We start from the raw sequence: 17,443 nt of genomic DNA on the forward strand, positions 1-17,443 counted from the left end.
TCTTTCGCCATAATCATTGTTGTTATTTGGTTATGGCGCAAAGGTAGGTTTGTGAATAATGTGCGTCAAGGCGGAAAATAGAATGCTTACGTTTATGGTCGAATGTATGCCGGTACTCCCAGCCATTCTCACTATTCTCATCATCTTTCCCGAAGCCATAAAACAGTATCCACTTGGAGCGTCCTGTACGTACAAGACAATCCTGCCGCTTCTTTGTGCCGTAAATCTTTTCCATTGCATGAATTTTGATTTACGACAAAAGTAGCGGATACCGAGCGGATTAGTATGTTATCTTTTTCCCGTCAGGTAAAATTGTATTTTCGTTTGCCTCCGTCAAACATTTCACATTTGAGAACTGTTTCAAATGGAAAGCCGTCCTCAATATCGCTGATTTGGTCAAGAATACCTTTCATCTCAACCGATGCAGTAAAGAACTTTCCCCATTCTTGAGTCCTGGGATTGCGGAACGATACCAGATAACGGTCTTCCCCTTCTTTGGTGTCTATTCCTGTTTCAAAATCATGTATCTCAATTGGAATATTTACGATGTCGCTCAAACGCATAACCTTGCCGGGAAAGCGTTTTTTTCCATCTGCTGGAGTGTACGTAACACCCATTTCGGAAAATTTCTTCATGTTGTTCTTGGTAAGTATATAAAATAAATGTTTGCAATCTGCATGGCAGGCCATACCCTTGAATGAACCGATTATTTGCTGTCTCCGTTTCCGTGATTTAATCTTGGAAAGTTTTCGGGCTGCATTTACTTTTGTCCGTTTTCGTAGCAATGTATAGTCGCCGTAGTTGACAAAGCCAAGGGCATCCATACCGGAGGATATGGGAGCCACTTTTTCGCTTGGTTTTATTGTCAGCCCTATTTGAGCTGCTTCATAGTGTAGTTTGTCCCGCAATTTCCACAAATCACGTTTACTCTCACCGAGAATAAAGATGTCATCACAAAAACGGAAGTAATGTTTTGCACCATATTCATCAATCATCCGGTGATCAATATCATTATGGTAAAGGTTTCCAAAGAATTGTGAGGAACGCAGTCCTTTGCTTATGCCATTCTTCCCGTTGGGATATAGTGCTTTGACAAAATTTTCAAGAATAGGCAATAAGACAGGGTCTCCGACATATCGCCTGATTGTGGAGATTAATATATCATGGTCAATACTGTCATAATATCCTTTATAATCGCTTTGATAATAATAGTGTATATTGGGGTTCTCTGCCAATGTATCCTGCACCTGATGGAACAGACCATGCGGTCCGCGTCCTTGTATGGATGCAGCCGTTGTTTCTATCAATAGGGGTGAAAGATGCTTTTCCAACGGCTCCATAATCGCATTGCTTCCAATACGCTCTATGACTGACGGGGCTTGCACAATTCTTACTTTCGGTCCGTCATCCACAGTAAACGACTTGAGGTTCTTTATACGGAATGTGCCGTTACCTATCTGTTCTTTCAGCGCATCAAGTATCTTATGCTTGTTTTTTACATAACGGGCCATTCTTGGTGAACATTCAATGCCATCTATTACAGCTATCTCTCTTTGCCGATTTCCGCTTCGGGTATCTGCACTTCTCAGATTTGCCATGACACGCTTGAATGACCTTTCCAAATTCTCATCGGATATAATCTCCGGTATGAGATTATATAACGGATAACAGACCGCAGTTGCAGCTACGGCCGGTTGGAATAAATCGTATATATCGCTGACCGCCTTCCGGTCTCGTGGGGAGTGGTCCAACCTCTCCCCACATGTGGTTAAAGATATGTTCCGGCTTTCCATTAATAAATATATATTATCATGCTGTTGCCGAGGCTCGAATCCCTCGGAGAATGGCGGTGGTAATCTCGTACCTGTGCAGGGTCTCCGATTAATTTAACCAACAGAATTTCAGACGCGCCCCGTAGTTCGTGTTCGAGTTCGATGAAGCGTTGTTCGCGTTCGCATAAGCGAGACCGCTGTTCGCATTCGAGTTGTTGCCGGACCGCAAAACACAACGGCGCGAGGGATTGTCCGCCTTTTATTTTTTTAAAGAGTTATGCTTCCTAAACCGGAAATACTCAAAGACGCCTTCATACCCATGGCCTTAAACACTCGCGCAATGGTGGAAAGGGTCAGATTACGTCCGCTTTCTATCTTGGATACTTGTGAACGCTGTACACCGATTTTTTGTGCCAATTCCTCTTGGGTCATGTTTTGGGATTTACGGGCTTTTTTTATGGCTTCCCCAATCAAAAATGATTGCAATTCAGCTTCATACTTATCCCTGTGCGGTGTACCGACCTCACCTATATGTTTATCCTTAACTTCATCAAGGGTATAAAATTTAATTGCTTCCATATACTTATTTTTTTGAGTTGAAATATAATATTCTGACGGCTTCCGCCTTGTTTATCTCTTTGCGTGGGGTCTTTTGTGTTTTCTTCACAAATCCATGCGTGGCAATGACCAACGTTTCCGCGTCGGTGTCCCAAAAAGCCAACAGACGATATTGAATACCTTTATACAGGGTGCGAAACTCCCAAATGTCAGTATCATCTAATTTCTTGAATAAATCTTTGTCCATATAACCATTGGCTACCTTATCTACATTATAGATAATTTTATCCTTAACATCTTGGCGCAGAGTGTCAAGAAATGCATCGGCTTCACTCGACATTATTACTTTGAATCTCGTTTTCAATTCCATATCTTATATCATTCACAATGCAAATATAGTGAAAATGTTCTATATATGGAACGTTTTACAGACAAAAATACAACCATATAAAAATTAGTTTCAAAAATCGACTCGCTTACGCGAGAAAAAGAAAGAGGGAGCAGCCTACGGCTCTCCCTCCAACGCTTTTTTCGAAATCACGAGGTCCGCTCTATTCAATTATAACGAATTTTCCGCGGAAGGCCAGACGCGCCCCGCAGTTCGAGTACGAGTACGATGAAGCGTTGTACGCGTACGCATAAGCGAGACCGCTGAACGCATACGAGTCGTAGCCGGACCGCAAAACACAACGGCCTCGGCTTCCACTTATCCAAAATCCTGCTGCATAATGTGTTACATACATACTTGTATCTCCCTTGTGTACTCTGCTGGGCAATACATCGCACTTGGCACCATGTACTATGCGCACGACACAATTTCCATTGGAAGCGTCAACTGTTTTAACAGTCCGTTCGGTTTTGTTTACGGGGTCATAAATATGCGCTGTATAATCTATTGGATATGAACTGTCGTTCTCCGTGCATTTTGCCTTGTAGAACGCTTCATAGCTCGGCACATTAAAAGCGATATAGTCCATCCATTCTGAATCACAACCCACATAATGCTTCAATCCAAGTATGGAGTTGAGCGTATTGCCGGTATTATTGCTGTCAGCCATGCCAATGGAATCCAGTTTATTCAGAATGCTGTCATGTCCGCCATTGCCCACAACCGACTGTTCGTTGGTTGTTCCGCTCAAAGCCCACCATAGATTGCTAATCTCTTTATGCTGTTCGTAATCCTGCAACTGATAGCCGACTCCACGTAAGCGGCAGATGTTTTGGAAATCCTTTGCCGTGTAATTCAAACCGCCGATAGGCATCTCAATAGGATTACCCTCACTGTCGTATTTCCATTCGTTAGATGTAACGGACGTTCCGTTGCCTTTCTTCGAACGTATATCACCGGAAAGGCTGCGTGGCATCTTCAAACCGTCAACGGTAATAGGATATACACCGACCAGACTGTCGTTGTCGCCAACCGTGTGTTCGGTCCATTCGGGTTCTATGGCTTCAATACTGCTACTGTCTACAACAAGGCACTCTATGTCGCCAATGTCACGGAAAGAAGTGAAATAAAACCATTTTGCACCGTTAGGTATGTCACAGAACACATAATCACCGATGTTGAAGTCAAAATAGGTATGGCTTACAGACATGATGAACGTACTGAGCACACGGTTGTTTTCATCAGTGAACACGCCTCCAAGCCGGGCATGGTTCAGACCGGGCCATCTTACCTGCTTCATTCCTCTCACATCCATCTTGTAGCTGTTCGTATTGGATGCGGTGGTTATGACATCCTCGCCTATGACTTCACCGACAACGGCATCAATCGCATACACTCCGGTATTTTCCATATATAGCAATTCCGACAACAGGGATTTTCTGCTATGCAATGCAGTTGAGAGCGGTTCGGTCTCTGTTATAGAAGGGAAAAAATACTTTACTTGGTTCTTGTAGTCGTTCACTCCCTTGTACCAATGGTGCGGAGCATGCCAGAATATATCAAAGCCCTCTCCGGCGGTGTCCGTTATGTCAAAGCTGCTGCCGTTTTTCAGGTAGTTGAAATCCGTATCGCTTAACTGCACGCCTTCCATCTGGTTTTTCTTCGTGTTGAATGAGCATTTATAGGCATGGCATCCTTTCTTGATGGCAAGGGTATGCCCGCTTGGAATATATGTGTTGCCATAATCCGCCCCCGTCTTGTTTTCGGGATTGCTATACTTCTCACACGAATCATTGTCTACCGTATCGCTGATTTTCACAATAGAGAACTGCGAATTATGAAGTTCAAGTTGGGGAAAATACCGGACAAGCTCTTCGATTTCGTTCTGCTCTATCAGTTCGACCAATATCCATCGTCCGGTTATTCCGCTACACTGTCCTTTTTCATCGTACGCATTACCATTCGCATCCAATCCTATAGCCCCACCGTTTTTTATGGAACGAAGCATTTCAACACTCGCTGTAGCATTTACGTTGGGAATACGGACGGTTTTCAATTCACTTGCATTGACCACCTGTTCCAACAGAGTCATCGTTTCAATATACGGACATTCATTCACGAATATTTTTGTAACCTTACTGACACCACCAAGAGAAAGCCCGCCGGGATAAGTCAGATTAGGCAGATTGTTCAATACAAGTTCAGTGATAGTACCGGGAAGGGCAAGCGTACTTATCGGAGAAGTTTCAGCAAACGTTATTGCAGACAAAGAAGTATTATCGGCATGCACACTCTCCATTCGTGGACACTTTGAGCAATTGACGGTTATAATTTCCGTGTTTCGAATATCCAATGTAGTGAGAAACGGCATGTCTCCTAAATCCAAATTGGTAAGAAATCCGGTGTTTCCGGGCGACATTTTCCATTCCTTATGATTTTCACTGCCGAGATACAGTTCCTGTAGCAACGACATTTTTGAAAGGGTATTTCCGAATTGAGGGTCAATACTTACTTCACTTAAATCTATCATGCTCATGCGGTCTGCCTGATATATGTACAGCATGATGTTTTCCCCATGCTGGAAATCTGTGAATGTACCGCTTTCCCCTGCCTTCAGAAAGATTCCCTGTGTAATGTTTCCACTATCGTTACCGATACCGAAATACCCACTCTTGGCCGCTTTAAATCTGATGACTGCACCTTCTTTTGCACCGATACGTCCACCAATATAACCGCTTTCTGCCTTGAAATCCCCACAGCGGTAGTATCCGTCACGGATGCGCCAGCGTTGTTCTATAAAAGCGGGAAGAGATGTCAGTCCCAGCCCTTGCAATGCATAGAAATAGAGGTCGTTATATCCTGTATATTTGATATACTTCCGTTCTCCGTCATAACTTGAAACAACTTTAGGCCATTTTTTCATTATCTGTTTTACAAAATAATAGTCAGCCCCCTTGGGAGAAAACGGTCCGGCACCGATTCCAAGTGTATCGGGAAGCGAACGCATCGTATCTGCTATTGCAGGCAATGTAATTGTATTGGCATTTTGGTCTACATCCATAGTCTGCTGACCACGTATATCATTCCAAAGCACGCTTCCTCTTCCGGCGTATGCACTGTTTGTCAGGTCACCGGGGTCAACTTCCGGGTCAATGGTTTGCCCGCCGTCATTATCCTTCCCGTTACAGGTATCACAGTCATAAACTTTATTAAGATACATTCTTCGTGCTTCCATACCGTTTGCTCCGCTATAAACACCGTCCTTGACGCTGCAGCCGTCTTCAAGGAAGAACATCGGTTGCATGTTTTTCGCCTGTTGGTCGACAGCGGCAAGATAATCGGTGAAAAGATAATAGGAAACCAATGAGTACGGATTGATGTATTTCCACATCTGTGTCTTCCAAATTTCCTGCCATTTCCCTGCGAGTTCTTCCTTGGCATAATCGCAACTATCACAGAATTTCAGGACTTGATAAAGGTCATAAGGAACTTTTCGTCCCATAGCCAAGTCTATCTGTAGCTGGTCATCGTCTATCATGCATTCAAAGTACCTTGTCCACATCGGATAAGTATCCTGTCCGAGTTTGAGTTTCGTTACCCACGAGGACTCTGCGGTAGTAGGTTCCATCATGTCTTCAACGCTGCCAACCCCTTGCCACCAGTTCATTCCATCATATGTGAGCAATTCGTAACCGCTTACCGGATTAAGAACCTTGCCTGTAATCTTCCACTTGCCGTTTTCCTGCTTCATCTCTCCGGCTTGTCGCGTCCACTCTCCCCGTTCGTATGACATAAACCGGTAGTCCTGCCCGCAATATAGGGAAAGAAGATAAAGCTTTTCTTTATCGGTGGTAATATCATTCTTAAAACGTGTTTCTATCTGGTCGAGGCTTTCGCCATTTTGTCCGAAATATTCCACAAAATCTCCATAGTTCACGCAGCCTTTATTGTAACCGGGAGTATCTTTAAACCCAAGCGCAACCTGTTCTCCCTTATCCTCTTTCCAGTTTCCTTTTGCATGAAACCATGCGTCTGTCAAGCTTTCCTGTGTAGCACGGAATGCGGCAATGGGATGATTGGCTGTCGAGTGATTCATTTCCAATCCCTTTAATGATATGTCACTCTTTGCCCAAGTTCCATCGAATGAACGCTGGGCGGGAGTCAGGTAATTACTTCCGAGTGCACGAAATGTGGCATTCATCAAACCGCACACACCGCAGTCGTTGGCATTGGAGCTGTCGGAATAATCCACTTTCACCGTTATTATTTTTACCGGAATAGAATCTTCGCCTACACGGACATAACCTATTTTCATCAGTTTATATGATATTTGAGCATCTTCACTGTCATAATCCGGATAAATAGGAGTTACCTCCCAACCATCATTCTTTTGAAGATAGAAACGGTCGTTCTTGATAGGCCGTTTTGCCGAAGTGGTTCCCTGCCTGCGCCATTGCACATTGATAGCCTTAAAACTTCTCCACGGCATAGTCGGATGATAATAGAACAACGTACATTTGAACTTCTTGCTTGTATCAATATCACTGTCAAACGTGTCAAAAGTTTGCTGGTCTGACACGACCACATAATAAGGTATGCCTTTTGCGGAAAGGGCTTCTATTGTCGGACGGTTCTGTGTATCAAGCACATTCTCCGCTTCATACTCCTGTATCATTGCTGAAGTATCAGTCAACTTGCACAAATAGTTTCTAAAAGCTTGCGCCCATTCATAATGACTGTTGTAGGCAAGTACATAATACAAATACAAGTCTCCTTCCGTTCCGTCAAATGTTATGGTTTTTGAATTAAGGATAGCACCGCTATTGCTGATATATCCTATACAGCCGACCTCTTCACCATTCAAATACAGTTTGATACAGGAATAATTGCTTCCCCCACGTGATACATAAATGGTAGATGGTTCTACAACTACGGCCATGGTAATTTTTTCACCTTGTCGGAATGAGCGTTCCACCAAAGCCGGTTGTCCAGTCTTGCAGTATATTGCAGCTTTATTTCCACAGACATAGAAACCGGCTCCGCTATCAGGGTCATAGCATTCTATCAGCTTTGAATCAGCTTCCTTGATATTTTTGGTAGCAAAGGCAAATTGGATGGCACATCCGCTCGTAGTTTCCACTGATGCGTTTCCAAAAGGATGGTAATCCAATATTTCAGCTGTTACATTTTCTGCAATACGCAAAGAACGCTCCTTGAGAAAGTCTACAAATCCGTTGCTTGACCAGTTTGCACCTCTTACATCCATTGTCACTCCGTTATGTGTGATAGTATGGTCGCTCTCACTGTTGCTACGTGTAGAAAAATCATATCCGAACAAAGCACCGTCCTTGATCGCTATATCAATGGCACTCCCTTTTATCGTAACCTTGATTTCATTGGTGGATACACCGCCACTTTCGGCATGTACGGTAATACTTTGGCTTCCGTCCGTACTATATCCGCTTATCTGCTTGTTCACTGTAACCGTTTCGGCAATCATAGCTTCCACAGCTGTAACTTTCTCCTCGCTGTAGAAAACATCTACATGCGTTTCAGTCTTGCCGGAAGTATACGCAGCCACCTCTACGGTAAGGTTGTCATATAAACGTAACGTGCCGTTGTTCTTGTCATTGAACCTGATGGCGACGATGGGAGTATTACTGTTTTCGTCCACACACATGATAGCGGAATAGATGGTGTTTCCCTTTACTCCGGATTTCTTCTCCGTACCGTATATTCGTACAGGATATGCGCCATGCGAAAGTCTTTCTCCGCCACCGAATACATTTGTTGGATTGACAGAGATACCTTTGGTATAACTGTCGCTTACCGTTGCTTCACCAAGTTTCTTCCATTCTCCATTATAGAACATCTCCACTACTGCAAGAATGGATGAAGTGTTATTAGGGAATTTATAGAATTGTCCGATATTTTTTGCCGGACCACCTGCAACAAGGATAGTATCACTTGTGTAATTCAAAGCCATGGGTTGTTCTACGGTAATGTCCACAGCCATAATGGTAATGGCTTTTTTCTTGGTATTTCCATCCGAATCTGTAGCTTGCACAAAGAAGCTTTTGCTGGCGGCACTGCTGAAATAACTTGTGAAGTCAAGTTCAAACTTGTAATCAGTCGCACTTGCAGAGCCTACAGTGTTCATATCCTCACTAGATAATATCAGTCCGGTGCTTGCATCAATAATAGTGATGTTACGAATGACACCAAGCACCTCGTTACCGTCAGGATAGCTGACACTACGCAAAGCCACATTGATTTTTATCTCTGAGCCGAATGCCATAATAGGAGCGGCTTCCTCGAAGTAGATAGACAATGTACTATCCTCACTGGAGCCGCCACCACCTCCATTTTTGGGTATTTTAAGCACAATATCCTCTATCTGTCCGCCATTCAGGTTGGTGGCTTTGTAGTAAATGTAGTCTTCATCACTTTCTTCATCAAATCCGCCGATAGCTTTCTCCTGCATTATGTATGCCCCGCCTGTGGAAAGGGCATCTTTTCCTCCCTCTACCGGTTTGTCGGATGTTTCCACCTTGCTTCCGCCACTGCCGAATGCTACCCACGGTTTCAGATCATCAGGGCTGATGTCACTCTTATCGCGTGTGAACTGATAAGCAAGCCATACAGGTGCGCCATTTTTATCACTTTCCGCAGTCTTGAATGTAAGGACGATACCGCTTTTCAAATAAGAGAACCCGCTTTCTTTCTCAAGGTCAACAACAGCTTTTATGGCTGTTCCCAAAGTATATTCTCCATCTCCGCAAAGGTCGTTCACGTTGATGGTGTTGCCTACGTTTCCACCACCGGAAGTCCCGAAATCCGTCCAGTTGCTTTCTTTACTCCAATCAGAGGTATTTGTCCATTGTTTTGAAACCCATCCGGCTTCTGTAAGGAATATCAAGACAACACCCGGAATCTGCAAAGCAGAAGCATATTCAGAAGTCGCACACCTGTCAAGTGCTACGGAAAATGTTATCTCCCTATCTGAAAGGTCAAACAGATGGTTGACATTCACAACGCTACGCGATACGACTTGTTTATTGAGTGAAAGTATTGCCTTCTTGTTTTCTTCGACCTGCTTCATATCTTCCTGTAACTTCGCACCTTCATCACCGGGGAATGCAGTAGAGCTTGTATGTCCGAGAGCAAGGTCGGAGCCAATTGAAGTCAGTTGCTTACCGCTCCAACGATAACTTTTTCCATCTTCTTCACATAGAAAGACTTTGCCGGAAGAGGGTATTCGCCCGTTTGTACTTGCCGTACCGAAAACATCTGCATTCAACCAGTTGTTATAATAAGTAGCAGCCTCGGATTCTCCGATTGTCGGAACGTATGCAAGCACAAAGCAACCATGTTCCTTATCATATACAACTTTACAGCCCTCATCGTTGGAATTTTTGTCTATGGATTCATTTTTTACAGTAATGCCTACGGAAATGCCATAAAAATCTACCACGTCATCAATGTATCCGGGCAAGTGTCGGCTCGGTACTTTCCCTTGTTCGTCAAGAGGGGCGATTCCTCCGTTTTCACCTTTTGAATCTTTGAAAGAGTTCAGTTGGCTTCCAACTTCATTCGCCTTGTTGTTTGCCTTGTTTGCGGTATCCTTGGTTGTGTTTACTTGGTCTTGCAACGAGTTGACGCTATCACCAAGCGTGGTGAGGTTGGTGTCTTGCGCTTTGTTGCGGGCCTCTATATCCGTAATGTCGTCCTGCAGTTTGGTTATATCCTCTTGCAGTTTTTCTACGGCTTCGTTATACTGACCGCTGTCTATGGTCGGGTTTCCTCCACTCTGTCCGGTCGGAACCCATTCTCCGCCATCGCCCACATATATGGGAGCCGGTAAGGAAACACCCACAAGTGCCCACCATCCGTCATGTGGTAAAGGATAAGCCGCTTTCAGTTTTTCGATGGTTGTGAACAGTCCTTTGCTCACCCCCTTGATATTTTTTGCCTCAAGCCAGCCGTCCACCATTACGTTTCCTTTCAAGTGGGTCTTTCCCTGAACGGTCGCGTCACCACCTATCGCTGTATTGCGACCAACGGAGACATCACCGTCTATATGTTTTGATTCGTAACTCATATTAATACAGATTTAGCCAATTCGTTCAATGCGGCACTTTTTTCCGTATCGCCGAATGTCGTTAATACTAATGCAGCTATGGTATATATCACAGCATCATAACATTTCTCACAGATTTCTACCGCGCCATATTTGTCTATTTTCGGGTAAGGCAGATATACAGCACGGCTCACTTTCGCTTCTGTCGTTTTGCATGAATAAAATTCCATCACTCTTCCTTCCGGTCGTATGGATATGGCGCATACAGGCCGTTGACACGTTCCTCTTATGCCTTTAAATCGGGAAGACTGTTTTTCATATTCAGGGTCATCGGTGTTTATGGGATTAAATACCGCACGCTCCCAATCGTTCATTTGAAAAACGACAAAACGCATGAAATCTTCCGGCAGTAATATCCATCCGCTTTCATGCTCTTTCCAATATATGGCATCACCGAAGTTGTGTCCGCCGTCAAGCAAATAGGACGGTGCAGAGCTGTGCACACGCTTTACTGCTTCCAAAATCTTTGATGCAATGATGTCGTCAAGTGCAAGAGTGTCCACATCGCCTATAATCTTCAACGTATCGCTGTTCATGTTTTGGTCCAGGGCGGTGCGTACATCCTCCTGTATTTTGTTTTTCTGATATACAGCCATAAGTTCTTATCTTTATTCCAGACCTTCAAACTCAATTCCGTTTGCTGCTGCCTGCTCCATGATTGCCTTGGTCGAGCGCATGGAAGTGCGGCTGATACCGAAAGTGTCTGCAAGGTAATCTTTTGCACTTGCAATGTCGCTTACTTTGACTTTGCGAGATGTCGTATTGTTATCCCCTGCGTCTTCTTGCGGCATTTCGTCCTGTCTGCCGGTTTCGTTGTCAGGCGTGTCTTCACCATTGTGCGTACTTTCGGCATGAAGTTTTTCAGATGAACCGTTTTTAGACGCTTTTCCGGCTGTTTCTACTGTCTCGGATTGCCCGTGTACAGAATGAAGTTTGAACAGTTTACCAAACTTGTAATGGTTCTCTACAGACTTCTGTATGTCCTCGTTGTCGGTAGTGAATACACTGCTTCCGTTTGACAATGGAACGAATGCGATATGCAGGTTCTTCTTGCTCGGAAGTACCACATTAATACTGATATTGGTATTCGCCTTGTAGGTTTTCGTAATCATATTCTTAAAAGTAAAAAGGGGACGGGACACCTTATCCCATCCCCGGTAATTAATAATTCTTTATGAACTCTTTATTATGCCGCATTTAAATCTTGGGCGGGTGCTTTAGCCAGTCTCATACGTGCATGTGCCTTTGCATAGCGCAGATACAGGCAGCTCACCTCTTGGATAACTACCGCATCGGTACGGCGGATACCGGCCTTTTGCAAGTCGAGTACGTTACGTGCCCAAGACACATGTGTTTTTTTGGAAAGATATTCCGGATCCATTGCAAAGCCGCAATCACTCATTCCGTTTACATCGAACAGTTCATGATGTATGGTCAATACTTCTCCGAAATCAGTATCCCAAGATTTGAATTTCAAGTTCCATACCTCCACGGTATCTTTCAAGCGGAATTTTTCGCTCTTTATCTTGGAGAATGCAGAGAGCATATCACTTCCACAGAATAAAATCTTACGCTTGTTACCGATGCCGGTACCAACAAAAAGGTCTTTGGTAATATCCACAAGGTTTTCATCGGTAATTATGGCACATTTCTTGTCAGTATCCCATTCGCCCACCTCGATGTCCTTTCCGGCCATCCACCAGATACCACCTGTAAACCAAGTGTTCATGCCATCCTTTGCAATGTGCTTGATAACCTGCTTCACACCGAACAGATAAGTATTTTCCATTGCGAGGCGCATATCATATACACCGTCTTCTTCAATGTCTGAGAAATTCCAGTTCACTTCTTTGGCGGCAATCTTGTCAAAAGTTGATTGCTCTACCTGAATCATGAAGTTCTGACAATACTGGGTTTCAGGCATAGGGATATTATTGAATCGTCCTGTCTGAACATCCAATTCCCCACATGCTTTTCCCATGCGTACAAGCGTTGTTCCTTGTGGAATTTCCGGAACAAGAATCGGCTGTTTGCTTGAATCATCCATTTTGCCATTTACGGCATACACTGTAGGAAGATTTGTTGAGCTGTCCTTTCCGCACACACAAAGCACGAGGTCCGGAACGTTGCTGTCATCTTCCGTATATTTCGTTCCGTCCGGTTTGGTGATGGCACTGACACCGACTACCCTAATGGTATCATCCAACGTGAACATATTCAAATCATCTACCGGCAACGACACGCTCGCACCGCTGAGCATAGCTTCCAGCTTTTTGTTGGTACTGCATTTGATTTCACGTGTACCCACGCTGTAATACTTCACTTCAAATGAATTGGTGGAGCTTGATTTTGCATAACGGCTGATTTGGTCAATTGGAGTAGCCATCGGACGGATTTTCACGATGCGTTTGTCCACATCACTCAAATAGAAATTTGGGTCACCGGTTTCACGCCCTCCTGTTTCAGTGGAAATACCGTCTGTTCCACCCGTACCGTCCGCACCGGCTGTTGTTTTACCCGCATCAGGCAGGTTCGATGCTTCTGCCATCATGACACCGCTTGATGCACCCGTCACAAACGCCAATATCATCAGCGTAATGCGACAAAAGAAACTCATTGTTTTCTTCATTGCTCGAAATTTTAAAAGTTAAAAATGTAATTGGTTTATATTTATCTGTTTATCGCCTTGCGTTTTTCACCGCCACGCTCCCAAATGTTCTGTGTACCATCATAACGCCCGATTGCACCGAGGTCAGGCATCTGTCGTGAACCGCCACTGCCGCCACCGTTTTTACCGGCAAGGTCGGCTGTACCATCATTTTTGCCTGCTTTGCGTAGTTTTTCTTCAATCTTGCTGTTGCGCCCCTTTACTTCACCCTCGTGTCCGGCAGCTTCCACATCGCTGTCGTGCCTGATTGCTTTTATGGCCATTTCTATACTTTCACGTGTAAACTTACCCATGATTCCGTCACGTACAATGCCTACAAGAAAATCCATTGCGCTGTCGATGTCCTCATCCGGCAGTCCTTCTTCCTGTTGCATGGTTTCAAGGGTGATCAGGGTTTCGTCGAGGTTCTTCTGATACTCTCCCTCGTACTCTTTCTCTTGGGCGATTCGTTCCGCAAATTCCTTGTTGGCGGCTGCAAGTGCCTCCTGCTTTTCGGGGTCTTCAAGTGCAGCCTTGAAATCATCCCCGAATTTGCGCACCATACCGATGATAGGGTCTTCGCCTTTTCTCCAGTCAGTAAGGAAAGCGGCACTTTGCGGGTTGCTTGCAAACAGGTCGGACAGCGCTTTTTCACGTTCCTTGTAACCGGACAATTCCTTGTCGTAACCATCGTAATCGTCATTGATTTGACCGAATAACGCTTCATCATCGGCAAATTCTCTGTCCGGATACTTTGCTTTCAATCGCTCTGTGTATCGCTCGCGATTGCTCTTAACTTCCGTATTATTAGGCATAATTCAAAAATTTAATTTATAGTCAGATTCTACAAGACAAAAATAGGCAGGGAAAGCAGGATGTCATGTTTATCTTTTTACGCTTCTATTGGTAACTTTGGTACTATAACGGGAAGAAAAATGAAGCATAAAGGAGCAGTTATGGAATACTCTATGGAGCGTATGAACGACTTGATGAGAGCATACGATGAATACATTTCATCGTGTGATTATATCCGTATGCCTGAAGTGTATAAAGTAATTGTAAACATGCCGTCCCGGAGGTTTTGGGTCAGCGATATTCGTGCAGCATTGGTCGTTTCCGTCATGATGAGTGGTGAGAACGATTTAAGCGGTATGCGGCCGTTGAAGAAAGAAATGTATGAGGAAATTCATACAAGGGTTGTCGCTCTCAAATCAGAATACCCGGAACTTACCATTTCTGAGCTGTGTGCTAAAGTGATTGCTCAACCCGCACCGAAATTCTATCTCACACCGGGTAGTGCCAAGATGATGATATGCAAGGCTAAAAAACGATGGATGCAAGAAAAGTTGAGAAGATTACGGCTCTCCTAATTTCTGCCATGATTGTGTGTTTGTCATTTTCAGGAGAATGGGATTGGCAAACTGTCGGCATTTACGCTGGAAGTAATATGCCAGGACGCTTGCTGTATCCGTTTTTCCATACGAATATGTTTCATGCCTTGCTCAATTCATGGTGTTTATTATCGATTATTTTCATTTACGATATTGGGATAGGAAGATTGCTGTCAGCCTATATGATTGCCGTTACAGTTCCAGTTGATACCCTTGGATATTTCACGACAATGGATTCGCCAACGGTAGGATTGTCCGGATTAGTTTTCGCCCTGTTTGGTTCAATATCGTTTGAGGTATTACGTAAACGGTATTATCAGTTATGGATGCTGTTTTACCTTGTGGCAGGCTTCCTGTTTCCGGGCATAAATGCCGTATTGCATCTTTGGTGTTATGTATTGGGACTCATCATGGCTCTGCTAAACAAGCCTGTTAAAATCATGCACCATGAAAGATAAGACCATCAAGGACATATTGACAGAGAATGAACGCCGCAATGCGATTGTATATGCAAAGTTCAATCCAATTACCGGAGAAGGTTCTGTCGGTAAACGTGTAAAGTGTACCATCAGTGACTTTCCTATACATACCCAGTGGTTACCGGAACGTATCATGAAAGTACCGCTTGTACGCCAACTCATCGAAGCCGGTTCTATTTCCAAATTCCTCACGGACTACATGGGCGTGGAAGACAATCAGGATGATCGCTTGAAGGTCATAGAGCAGTTTGTACGAATACGCAGCCGCGAGGATTTTCCGTTTTGGGCGGCAACATTTGTCTATATCAAGGCCAAAGGCGGTGGTGAGGATGTCCTGTTTCGTCTGACAAGACCTCAACGGCGTTTTGTGGATCGGCTTGAGAAATTGCGTATTGCAGGGAAACCGATACGCATCATCCTGCTTAAAGCACGGCAATGGGGTGGTTCCACCACTTCACAGCTTTATATGGCATGGTTGCAGTTGCTTCACAAAACCGGCTTAAACTCACTTATCATTGCACATCAGGGCGCAGGCTCCGATGAAATCAAGGATATGTTCGACCGGATGATTAAAAGTTATCCTGTCGAAATGCTCTATAAAATTGATGAAGCCTACAATGAGAACGAGCCGAAGATTGTAGGAGTGGGAAAATCGGGAAGTATATCGCGTATTCCGCAGCGTAACTGCAAAATCAAGATTGGTACGGCTGAACGCCCGGATTCGTGTCGTGGCGGTGATTACAATCTTGTACATCTCTCCGAAGTGGGAATATGGAAGGCTACGGAGGGAAAGAAACCGGAAGACATTGTGCGCTCCGCCTGTTCGGGTATTCTCCTCAAGCCCTACACCATGATTGTTTATGAAAGCACAGCAAATGGCACCGGGAACTTCTTTCATCGCGAATATACTGCCGCAAAAGAAGGGAAATCCCAATTCGAGGCAATGTTCGTTTCATGGTTCGACATCGAGCAATATACACTCGCTTTTGATTCGGACAAAGAAAAATGGGATTTTGCAGAATGGCTTTATCAGAATCGGGACAATGAAAATACAGATTCCGAACGTGAGGAATGCGGTAAGTATCTTTGGTCGCTGTGGGAAAAAGGTGCTACGCTCGAAGCTATCCATTGGTACATAGCCGAACGCAGGAAGTACAATGACCATGGGCAGATGGCTGCCGAATTTCCGTCTGATGATGTGGAAGCCTTCGTACATTCGGGAGCACGTGTGTTCGACAAATACAAGGTCGATGCAATGCGTAAGACCTGCAAGAAGCCTAAATATGTCGGTGAAGTCTGTGCCGATGCGGATGAGGGCAAGAACGCTTTGCAGAACTTGCGTTTTGTGAAAGACAAACAGGGATTGTTGCATATTTGGGAGTTGCCGGAAACAGATGAAAAGGAAGTTGTTACAAATCGTTACCTCACGATTGTCGATGTGGGTGGACGTTCCAATAAAGCAGACTTCTCTGTTGTTCTTGTGCTTGACCGTCTGTTTATGATTGATGGTGGCAAGCCTGTCGTAGTGGCACAATGGTACGGACATTGCGACATCGACCAGCTTGCGTGGAAAGCGGCACAAATAGCGGCTTTTTATGACAATTCACTCTTGGTGATAGAAAGCAACACCTTGGAAACGCATGACAAGGAGCGGCAGGTAGATGGCGACCAGTCACAGTTCATCCTTAATCAAATCAAAGAGATTTACCCTAATCTCTATGCACGTGGTCAGTCCGAAGAAGCCGTACGCGAGGGATTGCCTACCAAATACGGCTTCCATACCAATGTCTCAACCAAACCGATGATTATATCAACCTTAGTCAAGGTTATTCGTGAGAATTTATACACAGAACGTGACGAACGTTGTCTGGACGAATATTTGTGTTACGAGAAAAAACCGAACGGAGCTTTCGGAGCGATTACCGGTAAACATGATGACTTGCTAATGACAAGAGCCATAGGCTTGCATATATGTTTCTTTGAAATGGAAATTCCAAAGATTGTGCTTCGTATCGGACGATTTGTTGTCAAAAAGAAAAAAGCTGTTTCAGCAGCTACAATATAAGTT

12 protein-coding genes are annotated in these 17,443 nt (G+C 44.3%); 3 read left to right on the forward strand and 9 right to left on the reverse strand.

The features are described 5' to 3' along the window. Positions 1-22: 22 nt before the first annotated feature. The 9 genes from HMPREF1534_RS13470 to HMPREF1534_RS13430 all read right to left on the reverse strand — a co-directional run bounded on the left by HMPREF1534_RS13470 (position 23) and on the right by HMPREF1534_RS13430 (position 14,320). Entirely contained in the window at positions 23-235 is a 213-nt protein-coding gene (locus HMPREF1534_RS13470; protein ID WP_005938210.1) for a hypothetical protein, read from the reverse strand. A 67-nt stretch (positions 236-302) separates the two neighbouring features. Beyond that, positions 303-1,793, reverse strand: a complete 1,491-nt coding sequence (locus HMPREF1534_RS13465) for an RNA-directed DNA polymerase (RefSeq protein ID WP_005938213.1) — start codon at positions 1,791-1,793, stop codon at positions 303-305. A 246-nt stretch (positions 1,794-2,039) separates the two neighbouring features. Continuing rightward, positions 2,040-2,351 (reverse strand): helix-turn-helix domain-containing protein, encoded by a 312-nt coding sequence (locus HMPREF1534_RS13460; RefSeq protein WP_005938215.1) that lies wholly within the window; start codon positions 2,349-2,351, stop codon positions 2,040-2,042. A 4-nt stretch (positions 2,352-2,355) separates the two neighbouring features. Next, positions 2,356-2,700, reverse strand: a complete 345-nt coding sequence (locus tag HMPREF1534_RS13455) for a type II toxin-antitoxin system RelE/ParE family toxin (RefSeq protein ID WP_005938219.1) — start codon at positions 2,698-2,700, stop codon at positions 2,356-2,358. Positions 2,701-2,881: 181 nt separating this feature from the next. Next, entirely contained in the window at positions 2,882-10,819 is a 7,938-nt protein-coding gene (locus HMPREF1534_RS13450; RefSeq protein ID WP_005938222.1) for a leucine-rich repeat domain-containing protein, read from the reverse strand. Next, positions 10,816-11,454 carry a hypothetical protein gene (locus HMPREF1534_RS13445; RefSeq protein WP_005938225.1) on the reverse strand — a complete coding sequence of 213 codons (639 nt, stop codon included), beginning with the start codon at positions 11,452-11,454 and terminating at the stop codon, positions 10,816-10,818. The genes HMPREF1534_RS13450 and HMPREF1534_RS13445 overlap by 4 nt, the downstream gene beginning before the upstream one ends. Before the next feature lie 12 nt (positions 11,455-11,466). After that, a complete protein-coding gene (locus tag HMPREF1534_RS13440) occupies positions 11,467-11,970 on the reverse strand; it encodes a hypothetical protein (protein WP_005938227.1) in 504 nt (167 codons plus the stop codon). A gap of 74 nt (positions 11,971-12,044) precedes the next feature. Further along, entirely contained in the window at positions 12,045-13,487 is a 1,443-nt protein-coding gene (locus tag HMPREF1534_RS13435; protein WP_005938229.1) for an SU10 major capsid protein, read from the reverse strand. A 41-nt stretch (positions 13,488-13,528) separates the two neighbouring features. Continuing rightward, positions 13,529-14,320 carry a hypothetical protein gene (locus HMPREF1534_RS13430; protein WP_005938231.1) on the reverse strand — a complete coding sequence of 264 codons (792 nt, stop codon included), beginning with the start codon at positions 14,318-14,320 and terminating at the stop codon, positions 13,529-13,531. Between the two features lie 141 nt (positions 14,321-14,461). Here HMPREF1534_RS13430 and HMPREF1534_RS13425 point away from each other — a divergent pair, with 141 nt between their 5' ends. The 3 genes from HMPREF1534_RS13425 to HMPREF1534_RS13415 are packed head-to-tail and all read left to right on the forward strand — an operon-like array spanning position 14,462 to position 17,440. Next, positions 14,462-14,875, forward strand: a complete 414-nt coding sequence (locus HMPREF1534_RS13425; protein WP_258462187.1) for a hypothetical protein — start codon at positions 14,462-14,464, stop codon at positions 14,873-14,875. After that, positions 14,836-15,354, forward strand: coding sequence for a rhomboid family intramembrane serine protease (locus HMPREF1534_RS13420; protein WP_005938235.1), 519 nt, complete (start codon positions 14,836-14,838; stop codon positions 15,352-15,354). The genes HMPREF1534_RS13425 and HMPREF1534_RS13420 overlap by 40 nt, the downstream gene beginning before the upstream one ends. Beyond that, positions 15,344-17,440, forward strand: coding sequence for a hypothetical protein (locus tag HMPREF1534_RS13415; protein WP_005938237.1), 2,097 nt, complete (start codon positions 15,344-15,346; stop codon positions 17,438-17,440). The genes HMPREF1534_RS13420 and HMPREF1534_RS13415 overlap by 11 nt, the downstream gene beginning before the upstream one ends. Positions 17,441-17,443: the final 3 nt, after the last annotated feature.

The organism is Phocaeicola massiliensis B84634 = Timone 84634 = DSM 17679 = JCM 13223 (assembly GCF_000382445.1).
GTDB classification, from domain to species: domain Bacteria; phylum Bacteroidota; class Bacteroidia; order Bacteroidales; family Bacteroidaceae; genus Phocaeicola; species Phocaeicola massiliensis.